The organism is Dorea hominis (genome assembly GCF_014287705.1).
In the GTDB taxonomy this organism is placed as follows: Bacteria; Bacillota; Clostridia; order Lachnospirales; family Lachnospiraceae; genus Dorea_D; species Dorea_D hominis.
The window spans coordinates 153,493-179,555 of the sequence record NZ_JACOOY010000005.1 but is presented as its reverse complement, the minus strand read 5'-3'; the positions used below and the strand labels follow the sequence as shown (position 1 = coordinate 179,555).

The window sequence follows — 26,063 nt, the reverse complement described above, 5'->3', positions numbered from 1 at the left end:
TTCCTCCTTACCAGCTTCCTCTGCACGCGATTCGCTCGATTGCAGCGACCATTACAGTAGTTACAACATTCGCAGCCGCAATCACACCGAGGCTCTTCTTTTTATCATGAATTTCATCCTGCACAATTGCATAAACAATCGGACATTCTATGATCAGCGTCAGGAACAGGTATGCACTGTTAATGGTATAAAAATCCATCGATTCAAATGTCTGTTTTATCGTTTCATATACTCCATCTTGATAATAAGTGGCAAAATACGGCACCATAAAAGATACGAGATTTGATATACAGACAGCGATCAGCACTCTTTTTTTATTCTGAATATGTAAAATATTTTTAATCATCAAATATTCGATCACAATTGTCAGCACAGCTACAAATGGCAATAGCTGATATGGTGCCGTCGTTGTAAACCATATCCAGGAAGAATCAGCATAGACAACTTTCGGAATACAAAGCACCAGTAAAACAATAAGCAGTATGCTCTCTTTTGTTCTTGCAAAAATTTTATCTGATTTTTTCATAGGCTTTTCCCTCCTTTTTCTCATTATAACAAATCCATGCTTCAATTTATGACATATTTTCTGAAAATTCCTTTAAGATTCCCTTAATTCTTCTCTTTAATCATTTGAATAATTCTTATAAAACCGAAAGCTGGTAGCTATTCTTAATATTTATTGCGATTTTATTAATACAAACTGTAATAAAAAAGAGAGAACCCTAGTCGTCCTCTCCTACTCCTTTTTCAAGTATATTATGTTGATTATATTGCTTATAATATTAGTCAGCAATGCTATTCCCAGAATCAAGTCTAATCCTTCTGTTACTGCCATATAGCATAGACATGCGAATGTCACCCATGATGTTATTATTATACTCTTCATCTACCAATTCTTCACCTCTTCTTTGTAAAATGTCCGGTTCTCATAAATAATCCGGGCAACGCCATCCTGCACTTCTACTTTTGTTACTGCACAGTTTTTATGTACACCAATATCCCAGTATGCTTCCAGCGGCTGATTCTTAATATTATTCATAAGCCCTGCAAGCGCTACACCATGGGTGGTAAGCAGTACACATTTACGCGCATATTCCGGTGCATGTATCAGCCAGTCCAGAAATGCGCCGGTACGTTTTTTCACTGCCAGAAAATCTTCGCCGCCCTGTGCAGGCTTGAAACCAACCGGATCATTAAAAAATGCTCTGAAAGATTCCGGAAGATCCCATCCTTCTTCTGCGCAGCATTTTCCTTCGTACTCTGCGAATCCCATCTCTATAATCCGTTTATCTTCTATGATCGGCACATCTTTCCCCGCAAGGATAAGTTCAGCCGTCTCTTTCGCTCTTTTTAAAGGGCTTGTAAAACATACATCAAATGGTATGTCCTGAAGCGCTTCTCCTGTTTCCACTGCCAGTTGTCTGCCAAAATCATCTAAAGCGATATCCGCCTGTCCCTGCAGCCTACGCTCTTTATTCCACTCTGTCTCTCCATGTCTCACCAAATATAATTCCATCCTCTAAAACTCCTTATATATCTCATGTCCACTGCACTTGACAGCGACATCTTCTCACTCATGTGCTGTTGCACATGTCTGTATCCTGTCAAAAGCAAAAGTCTTAAAATATTTGCTACTCTTCCATAAAAATGCTATACTCTTACAGAATCATTGAAACAGGAGGATATTCACATTATGGAAAAAGTAACAAGTTTTACAATTAATCATCTGAAATTAAAACCGGGTATCTATGTATCGCGTATCGATCATGTAAACGGTAACCCACTCACAACTTTTGATCTTCGCATGACAACACCGAACAAAGAACCAGTTATGAACACAGCGGAAGTTCACACGATCGAGCATCTCGGTGCGACATTTCTTCGCAATCATCCAACTTACAAAGATCAGACTATTTATTTCGGACCAATGGGATGCCGTACCGGATTCTATTTGATCCTTGCCGGAGAGCTTACTTCTAAGGAAATCGTTCCACTCATCTGCGAAATGTTCCGGTTTATCGCAGATTTTAACGATGAAGTTCCTGGTGCGGCGGCAAGAGACTGCGGCAATTATCTGGATATGAACCTTCCAATGGCAAATTACCTCGCAAAGAAATATCTGACAGAAGTTCTGGATCACATTACCGATGATCGTCTCGTTTATCCGGAATAATTCTTACAGATAATTCTTCTAGCATTTGATCTGGCACATCCGCATAGCTGCCAGCGCTGTCTCATGACTGTCTGTTGTCACTCCGGCACAACAGTCTTTGTCAACATATACCGGCACTTCCGGCAATGCGGCTTTGCTGATCATTGCATTTGAAATCACACAGATATCTGTGCAAAGTCCGACAAGCGTAATCGATGTAATCCCATCCATGCCATTTCCACGCAGCTCTTCATCTTTTTTCTTTAACAGTTCTCCCAGCTCCATGCTTCCAAATGTCGGCTTATCGATCACAATGTCATTTTCACTGCGAAGCGCCTCTAACTGCGGGCAAATCTCCCAGCCTTTTGTACCACGGATACAATGTGCTACCGGAAGATTCCTGCCTTCCTGTGTATCCAGATAATTCTCTTCATGGGTGTCTCTCGTATAAATAATTTCACCGTCAAAGTCTTTAATTTTTTTTACAACATCTGGTACAATCGCTTTTGCTTCTTTCGTTCCAAGTGCACCGTCAATAAAGTCATTCTGCATATCCACAATAATTAATATATCCATGATCTGCCTCCTTAATGTTTCCCATACAAATTATCAGAAACGCCTTCCACCTTATTCTGATATTGTGGGCGGTTATCAAATACATCATGCTCGCATGAATGTATTTTCCTCATCGCATTTACAAAAAGCAGTTACCGGAATTTCCAATAACTGCTTTGTATATTCTATCTATATTCTGCTAAAATTAAGCAAGTTTTGCTTTTGCAGCTTCTGCAAGTGCTGTAAATCCTTCTGCGTCATTAACAGCCATCTCTGCAAGCATCTTTCTATTGATGTCGATGTTTGCAAGTTTCAGACCGTGCATCAGTTTGCTGTAAGAAAGACCATTCATTCTTGCTGCAGCGTTGATACGAGCGATCCATAACTGACGCATCTGACGTTTGCGCTGTTTTCTTCCTGCGTATGCAGATGTAAGAGCTCTCATAACAGACTGTTTTGCTACTCTATACTGTTTAGAGCGTGCTCCTCTGTATCCTTTTGCTAATTTTAAAGTTCTATTGTGTCTTTTTTTAGCGTTTAATCCGCCTTTGATTCTTGCCATGTCTTATCTCCTCCTTCTATTCTCTACACTATCTTACAGATATGGTAATACTTTCTTCATGTTCTTTACATTAGTTGCATCTGTAATGATTGATTTTCTAAGATTTCTTTTTCTCTTTGTAGATTTCTTAGTTAAGATATGGCTCTTGTAAGCTTTATTTCTTTTTAATTTTCCTGTACCTGTTTTTTTGAAGCGCTTTGCAGCTGCTCTATTTGTTTTAATTTTTGGCATTGTAATATTCCTCCTTAGATTTATAAATGTATTTTTAACGTTTTTCAGTTAAAACCATGCTCATACTTCTGCCTTCCTGCTTTGCCGGTTTCTCGATCACAGCAACATCAGCAAGTGCCTGCGCAAAATCATCCAGAATGTGTTTACTCTGTTGCATATGCGCCATCTCACGGCCACGGAAACGTAAAGTGACTTTTACTTTATTTCCTTTACCGATGAACTTCTTCGCATTGTTCATCTTCGTATTCAGGTCATTCGTATCAATATTCGGTGAAAGGCGTACTTCCTTAACCTCTACAGTTTTTTGCTTCTTCTTTGCTTCTTTTTCTTTTCTCGCCAGCTCATACTTATACTTACCGTAGTCGATGATCTTACATACCGGCGGCTGTGCCTTCGGAGCAATCTTTACAAGATCAAGATCTGCCTCTCTCGCAAGTTTCATGGCATCTTTGGATGACATAATACCAAGCTGTTCTCCACTTTCGCTTATCACACGAACTTCCTTATCTCTAATCTGTCCGTTAATCATTAAATCGCTAATGTTCCTGCACCCCCATTATAAAATAAAAAGTGAATAGTTTTCAGACTATCCACTTTCCTGTCACATTAAAATCAAATCTATCTAAAAATGATTCATGTTCAATATCAACCAATAGTCACCCGATTGTGCTATGGTGAGAGTGGATACTCTTCTTTGTTGTTTCACACAAAAGATAATTTACCATAAATTCATATTACTGTCAACTGTTAACTTGAATTTTCTTATCAATTTTCTTATCTTCTGTTCCTCTTCCACATTATAAGCTTCTTTTTTCTCAAATGCAATTGTTAATTAGCCGACTGAGACTACTTTGTAATCTTTGTCTTCTACTGCTTTTGTAAGTACATCATCTGCAACTTCGTGGCTCATCTTTACAACTGCTGTTCCTGCTTCGTGGCTGACAATTGCCTCTTCTACGCCGTCTAATGCTTCCAGCGCTTTTTTTACTGCTGCCTCACAGTGTCCACACATCATTCCTTCAATCTTCATTGTTTTCTCCATTGTTGTTTCCTCCTCTTTCTTTTCATTATTTTTAATTGCTGATCCTTCATCTGCCATTTCTACAGTTCCGGTTTTTGCAGCTTTTTTTAATTTTTTATCTTTGCTTGCATCCAACATGTTAAACCAGTTCAGACGCAATGCATTGCTCACAACACAGAAACTTGAAAGACTCATCGCTGCTGCGCCGAACATTGGATTTAATTTCCACCCAAAGATCGGATACCACAGTCCTGCTGCCAGCGGGATTCCGATCACATTGTAGAAAAATGCCCAGAACAGATTCTCATGAATATTCCGAAGTGTTGCGCGACTTAAACGAATCGCCGCCGGAACATCACTTAAGCGGCTCTTCATCAATACAACATCCGCTGCATCAATGGCAATATCTGTACCTGCACCTATGGCGATACCAACATCTGCTCTTGTCAGTGCCGGTGCGTCATTGATACCATCGCCGACCATCGCTGTCTTGCCCTGCTTCTTTAAATCACAGATCACTGCTTCTTTTCCGTCCGGAAGCACACCTGCGATTACTTCATCTACGCCTGCCTGCTTTCCGATTGCTTTCGCTGTCCGCTCATTATCACCGGTCAGCATGACAACATGGATACCCATATTCTGTAGTTCACGGATCGCACGCGGACTGTCCTCTTTCATAACATCCGCTACGGCAATGATTCCCATCAATTTGTCTTCTCTTGCGAAGAACAAAGGCGTCTTCCCATCTTCGGCAAGCTCCTGCGCCTGTTCTTTCATTTCCTCACTTATTTCAACCAGACCGCTGATATACCGGTAACTGCCTCCAACCAGCTTCTGTCCGTTTAACATACCGGAGAGACCATTTCCAGCTGCGATCTGGAAATCTTCCACTTCTGGAAGATCATCAAGACCTTCTGTGCCAAGACTTTCTACAGCCGATGTGATTGCTCTCGCCAGTGGATGTTCACTCTTTCGCTCCAGCACATACGCTGTGAAGAGCAATTCTTCCTCACTGACATTATCTTCCGCAACAAGATCCGTTACTTTCGGTTCTCCCTTTGTAATTGTTCCTGTCTTATCTAATGCGACAATCTCTGTCTTTCCTGTCTCTTCCAGGGAAACGGCTGTCTTAAACATTATTCCATGCTTTGCACCCATTCCGTTACCAACCATGATCGCAACAGGTGTTGCCAGTCCAAGCGCACACGGACAGCTGATTACAAGAACTGCAATTCCTCTTGCCAGTGCAAAACCAATCGTCTGTCCGGCGATCAGCCAGATCAGAGTTGTTACAGTCGCAATCCCGATAACTGCCGGCACAAATACGCCGGATACCCGGTCTGCGACTTTGGCGATCGGCGCCTTTGTAGCCGCTGCGTCACTGACCATCTGAATAATCTGTGATAAGGTCGTATCTTCTCCAACTCTTGTCGCTTCACATTTTAAAAATCCGGACTGGTTCATGGTAGCTGCCGACACACTGTCTCCAACTGTTTTGTCCACCGGAATACTCTCTCCGGTAAGTGCCGCTTCATCCACTGCACTGCTTCCTTCTATAACCGTCCCATCTACCGGAATATTCTCACCCGGTCTTACAACAAAGATATCACCAATCTTCACCTGATCAATTGTTACTTCTGCCTCTTTTCCCTGACAAAGAACGACTGCCTTCTTCGGCGCAAGCTTCATAAGTCCTTTCAGCGCATCGGTTGTTTTACCTTTCGATCTTGCTTCAAGCATCTTGCCGACTGTAATAAGCGTCAGGATCATTGCCGCTGACTCAAAATAAAATTCATGCATATAGGATAAAACAAGTTCTGCATTGCCCTTCATCTGCGCATCTGTCATCGCAAATAATGCATACGTACTATATACAAATGATGCGCCGGATCCAAGTGCAACCAACGTGTCCATATTCGGTGCACGATGAATCAATCCTTTGAAGCCGCTGATAAAGAACTTCTGATTGATCACCATGATCACGATTGTAAATAGCATCTGGATAAGTCCCATCGCTACATGATTGCCGCTAAGGAACCCCGGCAGTGGCCAGTTCCACATCATATGGCCCATAGATAAATACAACAGTGGCACAAGAAAGCAAAATGACGCAATCAGTCTCTTCTTAAGAACCGGTGTTATCTTATCCTTCAGGAAATCTTCATCCCGGACTTCTTTTAATTTCTCCGTTCCTTTCATAGAAGCTCCGTATCCTGCCTTTTCTACCGCCTCTATAATCTGCTCTGGTGTAGCTGTTCCATCAACTCCCATTGAGTTTGTCAAAAGACTTACAGAACAGGATGTCACTCCGTCTACTTTCAACACAGCCTTTTCTACACGGGTACTGCAGGCTGCACAGCTCATACCCGTAACGTTATACTGTTCCATTCTGATCATCCTTCTCTTACTATTTCATCAGTTTTTGAAGTGTAGCTACCAGTTCATCCACTGTCTCTTCTTTTCCTTTGCGGATATCTTCTGCTACACAGGTTCGGATATGGTTTGCAAGCAACACTTTGTTGAAACTATTAAGTGCTGCATTCACAGCTGAGACCTGTACAAGAATATCGGTACAGTAAACATCGTTCTCCACCATCTTTTTGATTCCCCTTACCTGCCCTTCAATACGGTTCAGTCTGTGGATCAAATCTTTGTATTCTTTTTCCGAACGTTCTTTCGTTTTGTGACAGCATGTTTTTTCTTCCATATTCTTCACCTCTTTCCGGTCTATATTATATACCCCGTATAGGTATATTTCAACCATTGTTTTTCATTCTTACTGAATCTTTTTTTCGATACGGATGTCAGAATTTTTTTATAATATCTTTTCGAAACCTATGCGGAGTGCACCTTTCTCCGGTCCACCTGCCAGATGGATCTCTCCGCATCTTTCAAATCCGGCTTTTCCAAGCGCTCTCTGCATCGGAATATTCCCCGGGTGGGTATCAATACGCACACTTGAAAATCCAAGTGTTTCTGCCATACGGAACCCATGCGCAAACATCTTTCCTGCCACTCCTTTTCCTTTTGCTTCCTCTGCTACACATACGCGGTGCATTGCTGCATACGGTCCCGCACTAATCCACTCGCCTTCTATTTCATAATAAGATATGTCCGGTGTTGTCTGAAATGCAAAGATTCCAAGAATGATTCCATCTTCTTCTGCCACGTAAGTACATTGGTTCTTAATATCATTCTCCCAGATTTCTCTCGATGGATATCCTTTCTGCCACTGATCCAGTCCAAGATTTTTAAGTCCATCCTTTGCCTGTGCGGTAATCTCACACATACGTTCCAGATCTTTCTCTCTTGCAATTCTAAATTCCATTTTGTTTCTCCATTTCTGTTTATTTTTCTTTGCTTTTCATTTTTTATTCTTTGAAATAATATTTGCCGCTATTATTTGCAATCATTGCATTTCATTTCTATCCTCTTCAATTTCACATACTTCAGCAACACCATCCACTACCCGGAAACGCACTTCCATTCCTGCAAAGCTCATTCCATATACCCTCTCCGGGTTTTCCTGATACGCCGGTCTTGGATCTTCTGCAAGTATTTCCTTTAAAGCCGGAATCTTTTCACGTTTTTCTTCAGATAGTGACTCTTCAATTTCAGGAGGGATTGATACTCCCAGACCGTATTCTTTTACTCGTCCTGCAAATCCAGCTTCTGCTTCCGGATACGCATCGATATGTGGTAAATATGGTTTCACATCATAAATTGGTGTCCCGTTCATCAGATCTGCTCCGCTTACGATTAGCACCGGTCCATCCTCATGTTCCCAGTCAATGGTTGTCAGTTTTACACAGGATAACCCCATTCCATTTGGACGAAATGGGGATCTAGTTGCAAATACACCGACTCTCTGATTTCCTCCAAGCCTTGGCGGGCGGACAGTCGGACGCCAGTTTGTACCCTCTGCCTCTGAAAAATCCCAGATCAGCCACAGATGTGAATACTCTTCCAGTCCACGGAACGCTTCCGGCTTGCGGTATTCCGGCAGGAAATGAATCTCTGCCTGTGTATTTACAAGGCCACTCTGCCTTGGGATTCCGAATTTTTCCGGGAAATCCCCTTCTATATATGCAATTGGCCGAATACTCTTTTCTGTCATCATAACTGAAGCCCCCGGTAACGGTTCAGACATGCGCAGAGTTCCTCTTTTCGCGGAAGTGCCAGATTGCCTGGAAGCTCACGCTCTCCAAGAACATCCTTTAACCCCTGTCTTTCTATATCTCTGTATAAAGATTCAACCAGTTCACAAATGGAAGTCTTCCCATTCATCCGATGTGTTTCCAGTTCTCTCATAAGATACCCCAAGCAGTTAAGCTGTTCTTCATCTGCCACTTGTTCTACATAACGCAGATCAATTGTTTCTGATCCCAGCATAATACCATCTTTTCCCAGTGTTTTTAATTTGATTCTTCCTCTGTGCTCCAGTCCTGTATTTTTCTTTGGACATCTTTTCATGATCGGTTTCTGAATTTCTTTTTCTAAAAACTGAAGTCCCTGATATCCGGCTGTTGCCTCTTTTGCTCTGGACGTGATCTCACGTGGCTGGTAGCGGTCCATCTGCACGATCACATCTGCCACCTGAAAATAAGCCCCGGAACTTCCTGCTACAAGTACTGTTGAGATACCAAATTTCTTATAAAAATACTGCATCCGTTCTATAAATGGTGTGATTGGTTCCATATCTTTGTGAATCACTTTCTGCATCAGCTCGTCTCTCACCATAAAATTTGTTGCACTGGTATCTTCATCAATTAAAAATGTACTCGCTCCGGCTTCCATCGCTTCAATCACATTTGCCGCCTGCGATGTACTGCCGCTGGCATCTTCCGTATCAAAACTGACGGTATCTTTCTGATTTGGAAGATCACTTATAAACATAGAAATATCTGTATGTTTAATACTTCTTCCATCTTCTGCCCGAATCTTCACAGCATCCGGATCTGTGATCACATATTCTCTTCCGTCTCCGGCTATATGAGGATAAATCCCCATCTCCAGTGCTTTCAGAAGCGTAGATTTTCCATGATAGCCTCCGCCGACGATCAACGTAATCCCGCGCCTGATTCCCATTCCGCTTATCTCACCATAATACGGAAGCTTTAAAGTCACTCTCACAGATTCCGGTGATACAAACGGTACTGCATCTTTCATCGGCTTTTGGGATACACCTGACATTCTCGGCAGTACAGAGCCATCTGCCACAAAAGCCACCAGACCATATTCCTTAAGCTGTCTGCGGATTGCTTCCTGATCCTCCGAAAGTTCCATAACATTTTCAAGTTTCCTTATATCCAAATTTTTATAATAAAGTGTCTCCTGCACGCAAGACGGCAGATATTGAAAAAAAATCTTCTCCAGTTCTCTCGCATTTACCGTTCTTCCATTTGCCGGAAAGCCCACTTCAAACCGTAGAATAACGGTTCCGTCTTCCCTTATATCTGCGGCTGTCCGCTCCAGTACTTCCTGTCCGCAGTTTGTCACACGGATCAGACCACTTTTACCGGAACCTTTTGCCTGAAACGAATATTTTCTGATCCCGGATGCAAATATACGGATAAGCGCATCTTCAAGCGCCATCTTCTTCCACTGTTTATCATACAGTCTTTCTGGCAATCCTGCTGTTTTCTCCTCAACTTCTATATGTACTCTGGACGGTGCCGCAAACGGATCACCCTGCACATGGTCAATTCCAAGCACATATCCTGAAAACCGGTAACTGCCTTTCAGATTTTTGTATGCCGGATAGCTCTTACGATCGATCTGTCCTAATAAATTTCTTAATTCTTCTGCTGTTTTCATCTCTAATATGCCTCTGCTTCTTCTCTTGTCATCCAGAAATGGATACCGGTTGTGGAATCCATCCACCGGTCTTCGTTAAAATCTTTTACTTCCACCCACTCACCTCTTTTATATTCAAAGTTTTCATCTACGAGAGACCATGCCTCATCATAATTTTTTTTGAAATCGAAACTCTTGATCGTCAGGACCTTGGCTTTGTTGCACCGGCAGGACGGCAATGTTGCTGACGTGCGAAGTGCATCTGCCGGAATCAGAAGCTGTACCATCCGGTCATTAATGCATTTCTTATATCCTAAAAATGCTCCCGTCTCCGGGCAGCGCAGACGGAACCACTGTGTCGCTTCGTCCGACTGTATATTTGTAAGATCTGCATTTTCCAACACAGCCCCATAGAGGTTTGCGCCTTTTATATTGCAGTCACTCATATCGCAGAACCGGAAAGATGCGGTCCTCATATTTGCATTTTCAAAATTTGCACCGTGCATGGAGCATCCGTCAAACAACGCATTCTCCACACTGCTATAGCGGAAATCTACATTATTTAACATCACGCCATCAAAGGAACACAGTGTAAAATCCGTATTACTTAAATCCGTTCCGCTTAAATCTCCTTTTTCCAGCTGTACTTCACGAAATACAAGCCGTTCTCCCGATTTCCTGTTTTCAAGCTTCTCTTTCAGGTCGGATAATTTCAATTCCTGCATCCTGTCATTCATATACTCACATCCTTTTACAAATCAACAATTTTAGCTCTGTGATGAATATGCGGCAAAAATTTCTTCACCAGATCTTCTGTCTTAATCTTCAAATGCGTCGTATTGATTCCTGTATTGCATACAAAATACTCGCCCTCAGCCACCTCTTTATCAAGAATAAGCTGTACATAATCATCTTCATCATTCAAAAGTCCGACAACACTTGCAGATCCCGGTTTTGTTCCCAGATGCTCCCACATATGCTCCGGTGAAGCAAATGACATATGTGATACGCCTAGTTTTTTACTGAATGAGGACGCGTCAAAGTCTTTCTCCTCCGGCATTACAAGAAGGAAAAATGTAGTCTTCTTCCGGTTACACAAAAACACATCTTTCCGCACCGGTGCGCCAAGAACTTTACCGATATCCCTACACTCTTCCATGGAAGATGCCGGATCGTTATCGACTCTTTCAAATGGGATTCCAAGCTTGTCAAATACTTTATACACTTTCTGCTCCAGCGGCACACGCTCGCTGACATTTTCCGGTACTGTTGTTACAATTTCACTGATATACATTTCTATGTTCCTCCTGTCTGTTTCCTATTTTGCTATTATAACACAACACGCTTTTCTTCCAATATGGTCTTTCTATTTTTCTTATAATATAATAGCATTTTTCATTCGGTTTTTCAGAAAATACAAACAGTACTGTAATTAACTACAGAAAAAATATTGATTTTTACTTTCTTAGGGAAAACTGATATAATATGAAAGAATTTTCAAAGAAAGGAATTTTATTTATGAAATATATTTTAGCTTCTGCTTCTCCACGTAGAAAAGAACTGCTCAGAAAAACCGGCATTTCATTCGAAATCATGCCATCTTCCAAAGAAGAAGTCATTACCGAGGAATTACCGGCTGATGTTGTTACTGAACTGGCTTATCAGAAAGCCGCAGATATTTTTAGTCTTTACCACAAAATTCATGACGAAGATTTTACTGTCATTGGAGCAGATACTGTTGTTTCTTATAAAGATGAAATACTTGGCAAACCTGCCGATGAACAGGAAGCATTGGATATGCTTTCTATGCTCGCCGACCGTACCCACCAGGTCTACACAGGTGTTTCACTTCTAATCTGGAAAAATGGCAGAAAAATAATACGAACTTTTTATGAAAAAACAGAAGTTACATTCTACCCGATTATGAGAGAAGATCTGCTGTCTTATATCGCCACCGGCGATCCAATGGATAAAGCGGGTGCCTACGGCATCCAGGGGGATTTTGCTATCCATGTAAAATCTATCAATGGCGATTATAATAATGTAGTAGGTCTTCCAATCGGTCATCTGTATCAGGAATTGAAACTTGCATTTTAGCCTGCAAGTTTCAGCTCTTCGTATTTTTCTGCTGCGTCTGCAATGGCAGCTTTCATAATGATCATCAGTTCATCAATCTGTTTCTTTGTAACAATAAGCGGCGGGATCATACGGTTAACGCTGTCTCCGATCGCTGTGATCAGTGCCATGCGGTCCAGGCAGCCATGTTTTACTTCCAGTGCGATCGGTATATCATACTCACATCCAACAAGAAGTCCACGTCCTCTTGCTTCTTTTACATGTGGAAGTTTTGCAAGCTGTTCTTTCATATATTCTCCCATTTCTTTTGCATTTCCACTCAGATCGTTGTCCAGGATTTCACTGACTGCTGCATATGCTGATGCGCAAGCAAGTGCGTGTCCGCCATAAGTAGATCCGTGTGTTCCTGCTGTAAATGCTTTTGCAACTTTTTTTGTTGCGCAGCATGCTCCGATCGGCATTCCGCCACCCATTGCTTTTGCCATGGACACTGCATCCGGTTTTACGCCATATCCCATATATGCCATCGGCGCTCCGGTACGTCCCCATCCGGTCTGTACTTCATCAAACAGAAGTAACATATCGTTATCATCACATAATTTGCGGAGTCCTTCGATAAATTCCTGTGTTGCAGGATGTACACCACCCTCGCCCTGTACAGGTTCGATCATGATCGCGATTGTATTTTTTGTAACTTTGGATGCAAAATCTTCCAGATTGTTATATTCTGCATAAGAAAATCCTGGAAGCATCGGTTTGAACCCCATCTGAATCGCATTGTCTGTCTGACCGGTTGCAGACATTGCTCCGTAAGTTCTTCCGTGGAAACCATTTTTCGCTGTGATGATATGATATCTTTCCGGTCCGAAATTATCTGTTCCATATTTTCTCGCCATCTTGATCATACATTCATTTGCTTCTGTTCCGGAGTTTTGATAAAATATCTTATCCATTCCGATCGTATCACAGATTTTCTTTGCAAGTAATGCCTGCGGGATTGTATATGGATAGTTAAATGTATGTACAATGTCACCTAACTGGTCTTTGATTGCAGCTTCTACTTTTGCATTTCTATTACCTGCACTGTTTACAGCAACACCGCCGTAGAAATCAAGGTATGCATTTCCCTCTTCGTCATATATATACATTCCTTCAGCACGTTCTGCGATAAAATCATATCTTTCGTAAGTTTCTACCATGTATTTGTTGACAATTGCTTTCAGTTCCTTTGCTGATAAACCTGTATCTTTTAATCTCATTGTCTCATTCCTCCTAATAATAAATTTATCTTCCGCTCCGCGCAGGTGCGCATCCTGCGAAGCATTTTTATATATCTTTCAAGATATATTTTTGTTACACAGAAAATAGAATTTTCTGTGTACAGCGATAAAACACGCTTCGCGAGTTTTATCCGCTGATTAACGGTCGTCAAATGCTGCCATGCAAGCATGTCGCATTTTCCTCGTCGTTATAACAAAAAAGGACACTGTATCATCTGATACAGCATCCTTGCTTTGCACATATTAGTTATATTTGCGCTTTCTTGCAGCTTCTGATTTTTTCTTACGTCTTACGCTTGGTTTTTCGTAATGCTCTCTCTTACGAATCTCCTGCTGAATACCAGCCTTTGCGCAGTTTCTTTTAAATCTGCGTAAAGCGCTATCTAACGTTTCGTTTTCTTTAACGATTACATTTGACATAGTCTCACACCTAACCTCCCCTCCAGTCCTATATTGTGCATCATACGACTGATCGGGTATTTTTATTGCACTACATAAGATTATAGCACATATTTTCTTTACGTCAATGTTTTTCTTTAACTTTGGGAAAACTTTCCAATTTTTTATGCCATCTGATGCTGTTTCATCATCATTGTTACTACACTGTAATACAAACTGAATGCAATCACTGCACACACACCGGTTGTCACAATATATTGTGGTATCCGACTTATGAACAGCGCAGTAAATGATGTTTCGTACAGCATGCTCAAAGCATACGTTGAGACAAAGAGCACTGTAACCAGATTACTTACTGCTGTTGCAACAACAAAACGCATACAGCTTTTTTTCTCCCATCCCATCTGTTTTTCATTCTGTTCTGTTTTTTGCACTTCTTATAACGTGGCTTGCAAGCACGGACGTTGTTACACTGCCCACTCCTTTTGGAACCGGGCTGATATAAGAAGCCTTCTCCTTTACCTTCTCATAATCTACATCACCGCACATATTACCGTTTTCGTCAATGTTAATTCCTACATCCACCACAACAGCTCCTTCTTTTATCATATCTGCAGTAATAAATTTTGCTTTTCCTGCACAGGCAACGACAATATCTGCGTTCCTACATTCTTCTTTCAGATCTTTTGTTCTTGTATGACATACCGTGATCGTTGCATGATCTTTTAACATCATCATAGCCAATGGTTTTCCAACCACCATACTGCGACCCACGATCGTCACTTTCTTTCCTGTCAGATCTATGTGAAAATGACGAAGCATCTCCATAACAGCCTGTGCTGTGCATGGTGCATGTCCTTCATTCTCACCTAAAAATATTCTCGCACTGTTGAACGGACTCATGCAGTCCACATCCTTCTCCGGATGTATCATAAGCTTCACCGGTTCTTCATCCAGGCCTTCCGGCAATGGACGGAATAATAAAATTCCATCTACTTTCGGATCGTCATTTACTTCTGCAAATGCGCGTTCGAAATTCTCCTGTGAAATTGTCTTCGGAAGTTCTACAACCTTACAGTCAATTCCTACCATTTCCATACGTTTTTTTGCGCTTCTTTCATACGCAAGGTCATCTCCTCTGGCGCCAACACGGATGATCGCAAGGCATGGATGGATTCCTTTTCCTTTTAACAGTTCCACATCCCGAATCAGCTCTTCCTTCATGGTCTTCGCCACTTCTGTTCCAAGCATTACTGTACTCATAGCCTTCTCCTCCGTATTAACTTTTAAGCTGGACACAGACACCGGCATAAATTCTTTCTTTGTATGCCTGCCCCTCAGCAATAAGCCGGTTTGCAGTTTCATTCAGTTCGCAGGCACGTTCCGCGTTCTTCATTAGACCTGTATTGATAAATACATTCAGTGAAGCACCCTCCAGTGCCGCCTGCGCAAACAGGATTCCAACACCGACATCACTGATCGCGATGCGGCTGCCCTTCTCTCCCAGTATCTCCAGAAGTTTCATGGATTCCAGAACTGTTTTCATGATCTCCATCGGAGTCAGACTTGCCTCGTACAAAGCCTGCTCCAGGATCCGCTCTTTCTCCGCCTTCTCCTCCGGCGTATTCTTCGGAAGTCCATATGCTTTTGACAATGGTTCAAATGCTTTTGCATCCTCATCTGTAAGTACAATAAGACGATCTCTGATCTTCTCTAATCTTCCACATATCTCAATCATTTCTGCTTCTACATCCGCATACTTTTTCTTTCCGACTGTCAGATTGGCAACCATCATGCCAAGTGCAGCCCCAAAAGCACCAACAGCGGCGGAAGCTCCTCCGCCGCCTGGAACGGGTGCAGAAGAAGAAAGAACATTCAAAAATTCTGTTGTTTTCTTCTCCAGCATCATCCTTCATTCCTCCTGCCTTTTTATGCATTTCCCCAATAGCCGGAAGATGATATTGGAAATTCAGCTTTCGGCACTTTTTTCATTATATTTTAAAGTGCTGTCTGTTGCAACTAAATTTCTTCTATTTGGATGAATTCCTGTTAATTTTTATTTTATTTTTTCTTTTTTGGTGCAATATGGATTGCTCCACCTTCCAACTCTTCCAGTGCCTCCCCAATACCTTCATTGTAAGTCGGATGTGCGCGCATTCCTTTTAACAGCTGCGCTACTGTCATTTTATTTGCAACTGCTGTTGCGATCTCGCCGATCATATCTGTTGCACGTGCACACATCATCTGTGCTCCGAGAACAACATCTGTCTCTTCATTTGCAACAATTTTAATAAAACTTCTCTCTTCTTTTGTGATTAATGATTTTCCGTTGGCGCTCATAATGAACTTACCTGTTTTTACCGGAATTTCCGCTGCCTTCGCATCATCCTCTGTTATACCTACCGAAGCAATCTCTGGCTCTGTATATACACAGCCCGGCACAACTGACAAATCAATGGATGGATCTTTTCCGTTCAAATATTCGATCACAACCACCCCCTGTGCACTTGCTGTATGTGCTAACTGCATTCCCTTGATCAGATCACCGATCGCATATACTCCCGGGATGCTGGTCTTGAAATGTTCATCTACAACAATTCTACCTCTTTCCATCTCCGGCACAGCATCTTCCGCAAACAATCCTTCTGTATTTGGAATACGTCCGACTGCGCAGAGAACATACTGGGCAGATGCTTCGCATTCTTTCTCCTTTTCGGTATATTTGCAAACGTATGCGCCGTCTCTTTCCTCTACGGACTGTACGCCGGCAGATGTATGCACATCAATACCTCTCTTTTTCAGCAGCATCTTAAGGCTCTGTGAAATCTCTTTGTCCATATTCGGTACAAGTCTTGGCATTGCCTCAAGAATCGTTACTTTACATCCGAGTGCTGAAAATGCAGTTGCGAACTCGACACTGATAACTCCACCGCCAATAATTACGAGACTTTCCGGCATTTCTTCCAGCTTGAATAATTCATCACTGGATAATACCCCCTTAAGATCCATTCCAGGAAGTGGAAGCATAAATGGTTTACTTCCTGCTGCAAGAATAATATTTCTAGCTTCAAGTACCTGTATTTCTTTCCCTTCCACCTGTACTCTATGACTTCCAAGCAATGTTCCATGTCCGGATACAAGTGTTACTCCGTTCGCTTTTAAGAGCTGCTCGATGCCCTGAACAAGCTGATCGGTTGTTCCCTGTTTGTATTCCAGAATCTTACTGTAATTAAAAGAAACATCGGATGCCGACACACCAAATTTTTCTGCTTCCTTCATCTCTCTGTACAGAGAGGATGCATGAATCATTGCTTTTGCCGGAATACAGCCGCGGTTCAGGCATGTTCCTCCAACACGGACATTCTCTACCAGCGCAACCTGCATGCCTTCTTTTGCTGCCTTGATTGCAGCCACATAGCCACCCGGTCCTCCTCCGACAACAATTACATCAAATTTATCACTCATGTTCTCGATCTCCTCTACAATCTGATTACCATTCGACGGTTTTTAACCAGGCAATAATGTCTTTCATCATTTGGTTTTCACCGTCATCTTCCGACCAGTACAGCCCAAGTTCTGTACAAATATTATCTTTTTTATACTTGATTCCCTTTAAATATTTTGGAATTTCTTCTGCTATTGCCGGCTTTAACGCATCTGTATACACAATAATATCTGCAATCCTACCTTCCTGCACACACATATCCAGTGATATCTGTCCCCAGTTAAACCGATGTGTAAGTGTCTCGTCAAACGGAATTTTACGCCCAAACTTCCAGTTCCATGAACCCAGACGTTCTGTAATATTATTAACCTCAGCCGGTTCTGATTTTTCCATTGACAGCACTTCAGCCTGCCCGCCATATACTTCTTCGAATGCTTCTCTAAGCGCTTCTTTCATGCGGTCCACTGTAATATCCGGAACCAGCTCTTTTATATTCACTACCCTGGATTTTACAGAATTTACACCTTTGGACTGTAATTTTTCTTTAGAAACTGTCAAATATTTTGACATCTCATCCAGCTTTACATCCAACATGATTGTTCCATGATGATAGCAACGTGAACCTTCTTTGTAAAATGCATTTCCGGAAAATTTTCTTCCATTAATTAGAATATCATTTCTTCCGGATTTTTCAGTACAGACACCGAACTTTGCTACCGCTTTTTGAATAACTTCAAGCTGTCTGTCTACATTATAATTTTCTTCATTTACAAGGAAAGTAAAATTCAGATTACCAAGATCATGATAGACTGCGCCGCCGCCGGATAACCTTCTTGCCAGATATCCACCTTCATTTTCCAGCTTCTCTGTCAGACATTCTGCCCATGCATTCTGATTCCGGCCGATCACAACCGTATGCTGATTCTGCCACAGATATAAGATACATTCTTCTTTTTGACAGTGGAAGAAAAGATATTCTTCCACTGCCAGGTTTTTATAAGGATTATACTGCTCGCTCTCAATATATGTTAACTTATTAACCACTTTATTATTCTCCTGCCATTCTTATTAGTCTTCAAACTGATATCTAAGAATCGGATGTCTTGCTGCTCCTACTTCATCCATTCTTGTTACTGGTGTTGTCATCGGAGCATTATGAAGACTCTCTGCATCCTCACCGGCAGTCTCATACAATTTGCGGAATACTGCAATCGCCCCATCCATTGTCTCTTTAGACTCTGTCTCTGTAGGCTCAACCATTAATGCTTCGTCCACGATCAGAGGGAAATACATTGTCGGTGGATGGATTTCGAAGTCGAGAAGTCCTTTTGCAATATCCATTGCTGATACACCTGTCTGTTTTTTCAGATCTGCAAGACTCATAACAAATTCATGCATACACACTTCATCATAAGCCATTGTATAGAGATCTTTTAATTTATTCATCATATAATTAGCGTTCAGAACTGCATTCTTGCTTGCTTCCGGAATTCCTTCTTTTCCAAGTGTCATAACATAAGCCAGGGCACGCACTACAACAAGGAAATTTCCATAAAAGTTCTTCATCTCACCAATACTGTCTTTTTCTTTTACAGCAACCAGTTTGTCTTCACCTTCTACAAGAATCGATGGAAGGAATGGAACAAGGAATTCCTTGCATCCTACCGGTCCACTTCCCGGACCGCCTCCACCGTGCGGAGTTGAGAATGTCTTATGAAGATTCAGATGGATAACATCAAATCCCATATCTCCAGGTCTTACTGTTCCCATAACTGCATTTAAGTTTGCTCCGTCATAGTAGCAGAGTCCTCCACAGTCATGAATAATCTTTGTGATCTCAAGAATATTCTTGTCAAACAGACCTACTGTATTCGGGTTTGTAAGCATAAGCCCGGCTACATCATCGCCTGCAATTTCTTTTAATTTTTCAATATCTACGCATCCATCCGGTCCTGAAGGAACACTCACTACTGAAAATCCTGCCATTGCTGCACTTGCCGGGTTCGTTCCGTGTGCAGAATCAGGAACGATAATCTTTTTACGTTTTTCATCTCCGCGGCTTTTATGATATGCTTTGATCAGAAGAAGTCCTGTAAACTCTCCATGCGCACCTGCTGCCGGTTGGAAAGTCATACGCTTCATTCCGGCGATCTCGCACAGATAGGATTCCAGTGTTTTTAATACTTCCAGACATCCCTGCACAGTCTCTGTCGGCTGTAACGGATGAATATCTGTAAATCCTTCCAATCCTGCTGCTACTTCATTAACTCTCGGATTATATTTCATAGTACAGGATCCCAATGGATAGAATCCATCGTTCACACCATGTGATTTCTTTGCCAGTTCTGTGTAATGTCTGCTAAGCTCGCCTTCTGAAAGCTCCGGCAGATGTAATTTCACTTCTCTTTTATCTTTTGCATCTAAAGTAACGACTGGTACATCGCACTCCGGAAGGTTCTGGCATTTTCTTCCTGTTTTGCTTTTTTCAAAAATCAGCATCCACTACACCTCCTTTAAGATCGATACTGCTTTGTCGATCTCTTCTTTTGTGTTCATCTCTGTACAGCACCAGAGAATCCGCTTGTCATCCAGTGGATATCCACCAAGGATGTCTTCGTCTTCCAGTGCCTTCAGTACTTTTTCAGAAGGTGTATCTGATACAGTTACAAATTCATGGAAGAAATTCTGTTTGTTTTCCACCTTAAATCCTGCTCCCGCAAGTTTCTCTGCCATGTAATGTGCTTTGGACATGCTCTGCTCGGCTGCTTTTGTCACACCTTCATTTCCCATGCAGGAAAGATATACACCAACAGCAAGTGCACAAAGTGCCTGGTTTGAACAGATGTTGCTGGATGCTTTCTCACGACGGATATGCTGCTCTCTTGCCTGTAATGTCAGAACATAGCCTTTCTTTCCGTTGTAATCTTCTGTCTCTCCGACAACTCGTCCAGGAAGCTTTCTCATCATACTTTCCACGCATGTCATGAAGCCGAGATATGGTCCGCCAAATGCAATTGGAAGTCCGAGTGGCTGTCCGTCGCCAACTGCAACATCTGCGCCATACTCTCTTGGTGTCTTCAGTGCTCCAAGAGAAATCGGATTCACACTCATAACGTATTTAGCACCTGCCTCGTGTGCCACTTCGCCGATTGTCTGTGCATCTTCCAAGCTTCCATAATAATTTGGATGCTGGATCAGCACACATGCTACCTGTTTATCAATATGTTCTTTCAGATAATCAATATCTGTCACTCCGTCTTTTTCCGGAATTACTTCGATTTCTAATTCGTTACCGAAGCAATATGTTTTAATAACTTCTAACACACTTGGCATTACTGTTGCTGAAACAAATGCTTTCTTACGTTTTCTGTCAGCACACATTGCAACCGCCTCTGCTGCTGCCGTAGCTCCGTCATAAACAGATGCATTGGATACATCCATTCCTGTAAGATCTGCCATCATTGTCTGATACTCAAAGATGGACTGCAGGATTCCCTGACTGATCTCTGCCTGATACGGTGTATATGCAGTCTGTAAATTTTCTTTTGAAATGACATTGTTTACCATAGCCGGAATATAGTGTCTGTATGCGCCTGCACCACGGAAGATTGTCGGAAATACTTTATTTTTCTTTGCGATTTCTTTCATCTTTTTCAGAACTTCCATCTCTGACATTCCTTCCGGAATATCTAAGCCGCCCTGGATCTTAACCTGCTCCGGGATGTGGCGGAATAAATCATCGATGCTCTCATATCCGATTTCATTCAGCATCGCTTTTCGCTCATCTAATGTGTTTGGAACATAACTACCCATGTTCTTTATCCACCGCCTTTCTTCACATTCTTATGTATTAAGCCTCTTCGCTTTCTACAAATGCTTTGTATGCGTCAGCATCTAACAGTTCTTCTGTCTCTTTTACTTCACCAACTTTTACAAACCATGCATCATAAGGTGTTTCGTTGATAGATTCCGGAGCATCTAACAGTTCTTCGTTGATCTCTGTTACAACACCTGAAACCGGTGAGAATACATCAGATACTGCTTTTACAGACTCAACATCTGCGAATGCTTCTCCGACTGTTACTTCATCTCCAACTTCCGGAAGGTTTATAAATACAAGATCTCCTAATTCAGACTGTGCATAATCTGTTAATCCGATCACGCTTACGTCTCCATCCTCTTTTATCCACTCGTGTGATTTTGAATACTTTAATTCTGCTCTTAATTCCATTGTTTTAATCTCCTTTTCTTTTATGATATAATATGCCCCTGTTTGTGATACCCTCGGTTTCAGACCTTTTCCCTGGCATCCTTATATTTATTTTGCTCTCTTATAGAACGGAAGTGCTACAACTTCTACATCAACCATACGTCCTCTGACATCCACCTGTAATTTTGTTCCGACATCTGTATAGTCAGTTTCCAGTAATGCCATTCCGACAGCCTTGTCAATGAAAGGACCTTTTGTACCGGATGTTGTATGTCCGATCACTTTGCCGTCTGCATATACATCCTGATGTTCACGGATGATTCCTCTTCCAATAACTTCCAGACCTACTCTTTTTCTCGTTAGTTCTGCATGTTCTTCCAGAGCTTTCTTACCGATAAAGTCATCTTTTTTCATCTTCACTGCGAATCCAAGTCCTGTCTCCAGCGGTGAAACATCATCATCCATCTCGTGACCGTAAAGTGGCATTGCTGCTTCCATACGAAGTGTATCTCTTGCTCCAAGACCACACGGAATAAGTCCTTCTTCTTTTCCATTTTCAAGAAGTGTATCCCACATCTTCTCTGCATACTCGCTTGGCAGATATAATTCTACTCCATCCTCACCTGTGTATCCTGTCTTGGAAATGATACATGGGATTCCGGCTACTTCTGTGTCGAATACTGCATGGTAGTATTTCTGAGGAATGTTCTCTTCTGCTGTCAGCTTTCTTAAGATATCCATTGCTTTTGGTCCCTGCAGTGCAAGCTGTGCATACTGAGCAGATACGTCTGTAAATTTGACTTCTCCAAACTGATGATTTAACATCCACTGATAATCTTTATCTTTGTTTGCTGCATTGACAACAATAAAGTAATGATCATCGGAATGTTTGTAAACAATCAGATCGTCTACTGTTCCGCCATGTTCATTACACATCGGACTGTATCTTGCCTGTCCATCCACCATATTGTCAAAGTTATTCGTCAGTATCATCTGGATATTTGCAAGTGCATCCTTTCCCTCGCATAAAACTTCTCCCATATGAGATACATCAAATAGTCCTGCCTGAGTACGAACAGCCATATGTTCTTTGATTACACCTGCTTCATACTGTACCGGAAGAAGGTAACCTCCAAATGGTACGATCTTACCTCCTGCCTTCACATGTGCATCATAGAGTGGCGTTTTTAATTCCATGATAAAAATCCTCCTTTTTTCTCATCATGAACTGCTCTGTCAGCGGGTCTTGTTCCGTTAAAAGTTTGTCGGAGCAAAAAAATAAGAGACATATCCTATTTCAGGACTTTCTGCCTCCCTGTCTGCTTTCTTTCAGAGCTTCGTCCGAACCCAATTCTTCTGCCTGAGAGTTTCGAATTACTTCTTGCCCCTTCGGCGCTATTGCTTATTGCTAATAATCTCTCTTAGGTTCATCACCCGATCACTTTTCTTTTATTTTGACAGGCTTATTGTAACAGCCCTTAAATTATCTGTCAATAATTGTTTATTTTTTAACTTTTCTGTTATTTATAGGCAATTGCAACAGTCATTATAGTTATTATCTATAAAAAAGAAAGATACATTTTCACTTTTTTGTAGAAAATCTATCTTTCTTTATTTTCATTGTATTTTATTGTACTATTATCTGCGTATTTTCATACTTCTAAAGTGCACTTATGCAAGCTGTTCAGCCAGTACTTCTTTCGCTTTTGTGAGTGCATCATTCATGCCTTCCGGCTTCTTGCCCCCAGCTTGGGCCATATTCGGGCGGCCACCACCACCACCGCCAACGCATGATGCACAAGCCTTGATCAGATTACCTGCATGTGCGCCTTTATCAATTGCTCCTTTGGTAGCCATAGCCATCAGGCTGACTTTACCATCTGTAGCCGATACAAGCACGACAACACCTTCGCCAAGCTTGTCTTTTAACTGGTCACCAAGATCACGGAGTCCGTTCATATCCACGCCTTCTACCTTTGCGGCGAGCAGTTTCACACCGACAACTTCTGTCACCTGATTCATCACATCACCTATAGCATCTTTGGCAAGCTTGCCCTTCAGGCTCTCCACTTCGCTCTTTAATGCCTTATTCTCAGCCTGCAGATGACTGATCTTCTCTTCTATATTATCCGGAGTTGTCTTCAACATCTTCGCAGCTTCGTGAAGTTTCTGCTCCTGTTCCTCGTAATAATCCATCAGTCCTTTGGAAGTCAGTGCTTCAATACGGCGCACACCGGCTGCGACACCGGACTCGGAAAGGATCTTAAATGCCATGATATCACCGGTATTTGCCACATGTGTACCACCACAGAACTCAATAGAGAAATCTCCCATGCTGACAACACGTACAATATCTCCGTATTTTTCACCAAACAGAGCCGCTGCTCCTGTCTTTTTCGCTTCCTCGATCGGCATGTTGCGCACAACAACCGGAAGATGATTACGAATTTCTCTGTTGACGATTGCCTCTACTTCTTTGAGCTGTTCTTCTGTCATAGCAGAAAAATGCGTAAAGTCAAACCGAAGTCTGTTCGCATTGTTCAGAGATCCAGCCTGTTCTACATGTGTTCCAAGCACCATGCGGAGTGCTTTCTGTAACAGATGTGTTGCACTGTGGTTATTTGCAGCAAGTGCACGGTTCTCACGATCAACTTCCAGTGTCACTTTATCACCGATTTTGATCATGCCTTTTGTCACATGACCGACATGTCCGAATTTGCCACCGAGAAGTTTTACAACATCTTCTACTACAAATTCACCGTCTGCACTGCGGATCACACCTTTATCAGCTTCCTGTCCACCGCTTGTTGCATAGAGCGGAGTCTTCGCTACAATGACCGTTCCTTTTTCTCCGTCAGAGAGTGCATCTACAATCTCTTCTTCACTTGTAAGTGCTGTAACTTCTGACTCTGCTTCCATATTGTCATATCCGACAAATTCTGTTGTCAGTTCCGGATCAAGCGCATCATAAACGCTTGCGTCTGTACCACTGTAACTGTGTGTTCCAAAAGTTCCTTCGGACTTCGCGCGCTGTTCTTTCTGTGCTTTTTCAAAGCCTTCTTTATCATATGTCAGTCCCTTTTCCTCCAGGATCTCACTTGTCAGATCCACCGGGAATCCATAAGTATCATAAAGCTTGAATGCATTCTCTCCGGAAAGTACGGTTGTACCTTCTGCTTTCATATCTGCTTCCATGTCAGCAAGAATAGACAGTCCCTGATCGATCGTCTTGTTAAACTGCGCTTCTTCTTTTGCAATGACATTGAAAATAAAGTCTTTTTTCTCTTCCAGTTCCGGATATCCATCCTTGGAACCATCGATAACAGTCTGTGCCAGTTCTACGAGGAATGCTCTCTCAATGCCAAGCAGTCGTCCATGACGGCAGGCACGACGCAACAGACGACGCAGCACATAACCTCTTCCACTGTTGGACGGCATAATTCCGTCAGAGATCATAAACGTGACAGAACGGATATGATCCGTGATAACACGGAGAGAAACATCTGTCTCATCGCTTGTTCCATAAGATACACCTGTAATGCGGCATACATGGTCGCGCAGTGCTTTCATTGTATCGATATCAAACATAGAATCTACATTCTGCACAATACATGCAAGACGCTCCAGTCCCATACCGGTATCAATATTCTTCTGTTCAAGTTCTGTGTAGTTGTTGTGTCCGTCATTGTCAAACTGTGTAAATACGTTATTCCAGATTTCCATGTACCGATCACATTCACATCCTACTGTACAATCCGGACGTCCGCAACCATATTTCTCACCGCGGTCGTAATATACTTCTGAACATGGACCACAAGGACCTGAACCATGCTCCCAGAAGTTATCTTCCTTGCCAAACTTGAAGATTCTCTCCGGTGCAATCCCAATCTCTTCATTCCAGATCTTCCACGCTTCATCGTCCTCAAGATAAACAGATGGATACAGACGATCCGGATCAAGACCTACAACTTCTGTCAAAAACTCCCATGTCCAGTGAATTGCATCGTGTTTAAAATAATCTCCAAACGAAAAGTTACCAAGCATCTCGAAGAACGTACCGTGTCTTGCAGTCTTTCCTACATTCTCGATATCTCCTGTACGGATACACTTCTGACAGGTTGTCACTCTCTTTCTTGGTGGAATCTCCTGTCCTGTAAAATATGGTTTTAACGGCGCCATACCGGAATTGATAAGCAACAGACTCTTGTCATTGTGCGGCACCAGTGAAAAGCTTTTCATAGCCAAATGTCCTTTACTTTCAAAAAATTCAAGGAACATTCTACGTAATTCATTTACTCCGTATTTTTGCATAATTTCCTCCTCCAAACTCACTATC

General features: G+C 42.0%; 27 protein-coding genes and 1 riboswitch. Of the genes, 2 read left to right on the top strand and 25 right to left on the bottom strand.

The features are described 5' to 3' along the window. Nucleotides 1-7: 7 nt before the first annotated feature. The gene (locus tag H8S07_RS05680) at nt 8-526 is read right to left on the bottom strand and encodes a hypothetical protein (RefSeq protein ID WP_021859940.1); all 519 of its coding nucleotides are present in this window, start codon (nt 524-526) and stop codon (nt 8-10) included. Nucleotides 527-886: 360 nt separating this feature from the next. Continuing rightward, the gene (locus tag H8S07_RS05675; RefSeq protein WP_186855625.1) at nt 887-1,516 is read right to left on the bottom strand and encodes a histidine phosphatase family protein; all 630 of its coding nucleotides are present in this window, start codon (nt 1,514-1,516) and stop codon (nt 887-889) included. Nucleotides 1,517-1,693: 177 nt separating this feature from the next. Here H8S07_RS05675 and H8S07_RS05670 point away from each other — a divergent pair, with 177 nt between their 5' ends. Continuing rightward, on the top strand, nt 1,694-2,173 hold the full coding sequence (locus H8S07_RS05670; protein WP_117537279.1) for an S-ribosylhomocysteine lyase: 480 nt from the start codon (nt 1,694-1,696) through the stop codon (nt 2,171-2,173). A gap of 18 nt (nt 2,174-2,191) precedes the next feature. On the opposite strand, the gene H8S07_RS05665 is transcribed toward H8S07_RS05670, so the two are convergent. The 11 genes from H8S07_RS05665 to H8S07_RS05615 all read right to left on the bottom strand — a co-directional run bounded on the left by H8S07_RS05665 (nt 2,192) and on the right by H8S07_RS05615 (nt 11,611). After that, a complete protein-coding gene (locus tag H8S07_RS05665; protein ID WP_118660428.1) occupies nt 2,192-2,728 on the bottom strand; it encodes a cysteine hydrolase family protein in 537 nt (178 codons plus the stop codon). Between the two features lie 184 nt (nt 2,729-2,912). Further along, nucleotides 2,913-3,269: a 50S ribosomal protein L20 gene (rplT, locus tag H8S07_RS05660; protein ID WP_021859944.1), complete on the bottom strand. Its 357-nt coding sequence runs from the start codon at nt 3,267-3,269 to the stop codon at nt 2,913-2,915. A gap of 33 nt (nt 3,270-3,302) precedes the next feature. Next, entirely contained in the window at nt 3,303-3,500 is a 198-nt protein-coding gene (rpmI, locus tag H8S07_RS05655; protein ID WP_021859945.1) for a 50S ribosomal protein L35, read from the bottom strand. Between the two features lie 34 nt (nt 3,501-3,534). After that, complete coding sequence (gene infC / locus H8S07_RS05650; protein ID WP_021859946.1) at nt 3,535-4,029, bottom strand: translation initiation factor IF-3; 495 nt, start codon at nt 4,027-4,029, stop codon at nt 3,535-3,537. A 303-nt stretch (nt 4,030-4,332) separates the two neighbouring features. Then, a complete protein-coding gene (locus H8S07_RS05645) occupies nt 4,333-6,909 on the bottom strand; it encodes a heavy metal translocating P-type ATPase (protein WP_186855624.1) in 2,577 nt (858 codons plus the stop codon). Nucleotides 6,910-6,928: 19 nt separating this feature from the next. Continuing rightward, a complete protein-coding gene (locus H8S07_RS05640; RefSeq protein WP_021859948.1) occupies nt 6,929-7,228 on the bottom strand; it encodes a metal-sensing transcriptional repressor in 300 nt (99 codons plus the stop codon). Between the two features lie 108 nt (nt 7,229-7,336). Continuing rightward, nucleotides 7,337-7,849, bottom strand: coding sequence for a GNAT family N-acetyltransferase (locus H8S07_RS05635; RefSeq protein ID WP_186855623.1), 513 nt, complete (start codon nt 7,847-7,849; stop codon nt 7,337-7,339). Between the two features lie 81 nt (nt 7,850-7,930). After that, nucleotides 7,931-8,671 carry a tRNA (N6-threonylcarbamoyladenosine(37)-N6)-methyltransferase TrmO gene (tsaA, locus tag H8S07_RS05630; protein ID WP_021859950.1) on the bottom strand — a complete coding sequence of 247 codons (741 nt, stop codon included), beginning with the start codon at nt 8,669-8,671 and terminating at the stop codon, nt 7,931-7,933. Then, nucleotides 8,638-10,338 carry an ABC-ATPase domain-containing protein gene (locus tag H8S07_RS05625; protein ID WP_186855622.1) on the bottom strand — a complete coding sequence of 567 codons (1,701 nt, stop codon included), beginning with the start codon at nt 10,336-10,338 and terminating at the stop codon, nt 8,638-8,640. The genes tsaA and H8S07_RS05625 overlap by 34 nt, the downstream gene beginning before the upstream one ends. A gap of 2 nt (nt 10,339-10,340) precedes the next feature. Beyond that, the gene (locus H8S07_RS05620; RefSeq protein WP_021859952.1) at nt 10,341-11,054 is read right to left on the bottom strand and encodes a pentapeptide repeat-containing protein; all 714 of its coding nucleotides are present in this window, start codon (nt 11,052-11,054) and stop codon (nt 10,341-10,343) included. A 14-nt stretch (nt 11,055-11,068) separates the two neighbouring features. Further along, nucleotides 11,069-11,611, bottom strand: coding sequence for a prolyl-tRNA synthetase associated domain-containing protein (locus H8S07_RS05615; RefSeq protein WP_186855621.1), 543 nt, complete (start codon nt 11,609-11,611; stop codon nt 11,069-11,071). Nucleotides 11,612-11,835: 224 nt separating this feature from the next. Here H8S07_RS05615 and H8S07_RS05610 point away from each other — a divergent pair, with 224 nt between their 5' ends. Continuing rightward, nucleotides 11,836-12,414 carry a Maf family protein gene (locus H8S07_RS05610; RefSeq protein WP_021859954.1) on the top strand — a complete coding sequence of 193 codons (579 nt, stop codon included), beginning with the start codon at nt 11,836-11,838 and terminating at the stop codon, nt 12,412-12,414. Here H8S07_RS05610 and H8S07_RS05605 read toward each other — a convergent pair. From H8S07_RS05605 to alaS, 12 genes are all read right to left on the bottom strand, one after another. After that, the gene (locus H8S07_RS05605; protein ID WP_021859955.1) at nt 12,411-13,652 is read right to left on the bottom strand and encodes an aspartate aminotransferase family protein; all 1,242 of its coding nucleotides are present in this window, start codon (nt 13,650-13,652) and stop codon (nt 12,411-12,413) included. The two genes, H8S07_RS05610 and H8S07_RS05605, sit on opposite strands and share 4 nt — an antisense overlap. Nucleotides 13,653-13,916: 264 nt before the next feature. Next, the gene (rpsU, locus tag H8S07_RS05600; RefSeq protein WP_004054229.1) at nt 13,917-14,093 is read right to left on the bottom strand and encodes a 30S ribosomal protein S21; all 177 of its coding nucleotides are present in this window, start codon (nt 14,091-14,093) and stop codon (nt 13,917-13,919) included. A gap of 143 nt (nt 14,094-14,236) precedes the next feature. After that, on the bottom strand, nt 14,237-14,476 hold the full coding sequence (locus tag H8S07_RS05595; RefSeq protein ID WP_186855620.1) for an ECF transporter S component family protein: 240 nt from the start codon (nt 14,474-14,476) through the stop codon (nt 14,237-14,239). Nucleotides 14,477-14,483: 7 nt separating this feature from the next. Beyond that, on the bottom strand, nt 14,484-15,335 hold the full coding sequence (locus tag H8S07_RS05590) for a bifunctional 5,10-methylenetetrahydrofolate dehydrogenase/5,10-methenyltetrahydrofolate cyclohydrolase (RefSeq protein WP_186855619.1): 852 nt from the start codon (nt 15,333-15,335) through the stop codon (nt 14,484-14,486). A 16-nt stretch (nt 15,336-15,351) separates the two neighbouring features. After that, entirely contained in the window at nt 15,352-15,978 is a 627-nt protein-coding gene (locus tag H8S07_RS05585) for a cyclodeaminase/cyclohydrolase family protein (RefSeq protein ID WP_117537412.1), read from the bottom strand. A 155-nt stretch (nt 15,979-16,133) separates the two neighbouring features. Continuing rightward, the gene (lpdA, locus tag H8S07_RS05580; RefSeq protein ID WP_186855618.1) at nt 16,134-17,537 is read right to left on the bottom strand and encodes a dihydrolipoyl dehydrogenase; all 1,404 of its coding nucleotides are present in this window, start codon (nt 17,535-17,537) and stop codon (nt 16,134-16,136) included. 25 nt (nt 17,538-17,562) lie between these two features. Next, the gene (locus H8S07_RS05575) at nt 17,563-18,561 is read right to left on the bottom strand and encodes a lipoate--protein ligase (RefSeq protein WP_186855617.1); all 999 of its coding nucleotides are present in this window, start codon (nt 18,559-18,561) and stop codon (nt 17,563-17,565) included. Between the two features lie 24 nt (nt 18,562-18,585). Next, the gene (gcvPB, locus tag H8S07_RS05570; RefSeq protein ID WP_186855616.1) at nt 18,586-20,016 is read right to left on the bottom strand and encodes an aminomethyl-transferring glycine dehydrogenase subunit GcvPB; all 1,431 of its coding nucleotides are present in this window, start codon (nt 20,014-20,016) and stop codon (nt 18,586-18,588) included. A 3-nt stretch (nt 20,017-20,019) separates the two neighbouring features. Then, nucleotides 20,020-21,330: an aminomethyl-transferring glycine dehydrogenase subunit GcvPA gene (gene gcvPA, locus H8S07_RS05565; RefSeq protein ID WP_186855615.1), complete on the bottom strand. Its 1,311-nt coding sequence runs from the start codon at nt 21,328-21,330 to the stop codon at nt 20,020-20,022. A 37-nt stretch (nt 21,331-21,367) separates the two neighbouring features. After that, nucleotides 21,368-21,748, bottom strand: coding sequence for a glycine cleavage system protein GcvH (gcvH, locus tag H8S07_RS05560; protein WP_186855614.1), 381 nt, complete (start codon nt 21,746-21,748; stop codon nt 21,368-21,370). A gap of 87 nt (nt 21,749-21,835) precedes the next feature. After that, nucleotides 21,836-22,924, bottom strand: a complete 1,089-nt coding sequence (gcvT, locus tag H8S07_RS05555) for a glycine cleavage system aminomethyltransferase GcvT (protein WP_118660449.1) — start codon at nt 22,922-22,924, stop codon at nt 21,836-21,838. Nucleotides 22,925-23,065: 141 nt separating this feature from the next. Continuing rightward, a riboswitch (glycine riboswitch) is annotated at nt 23,066-23,161 on the bottom strand. 237 nt (nt 23,162-23,398) lie between these two features. Beyond that, nucleotides 23,399-26,038 (bottom strand): alanine--tRNA ligase, encoded by a 2,640-nt coding sequence (gene alaS, locus H8S07_RS05550; protein WP_186855613.1) that lies wholly within the window; start codon nt 26,036-26,038, stop codon nt 23,399-23,401. Nucleotides 26,039-26,063: the final 25 nt, after the last annotated feature.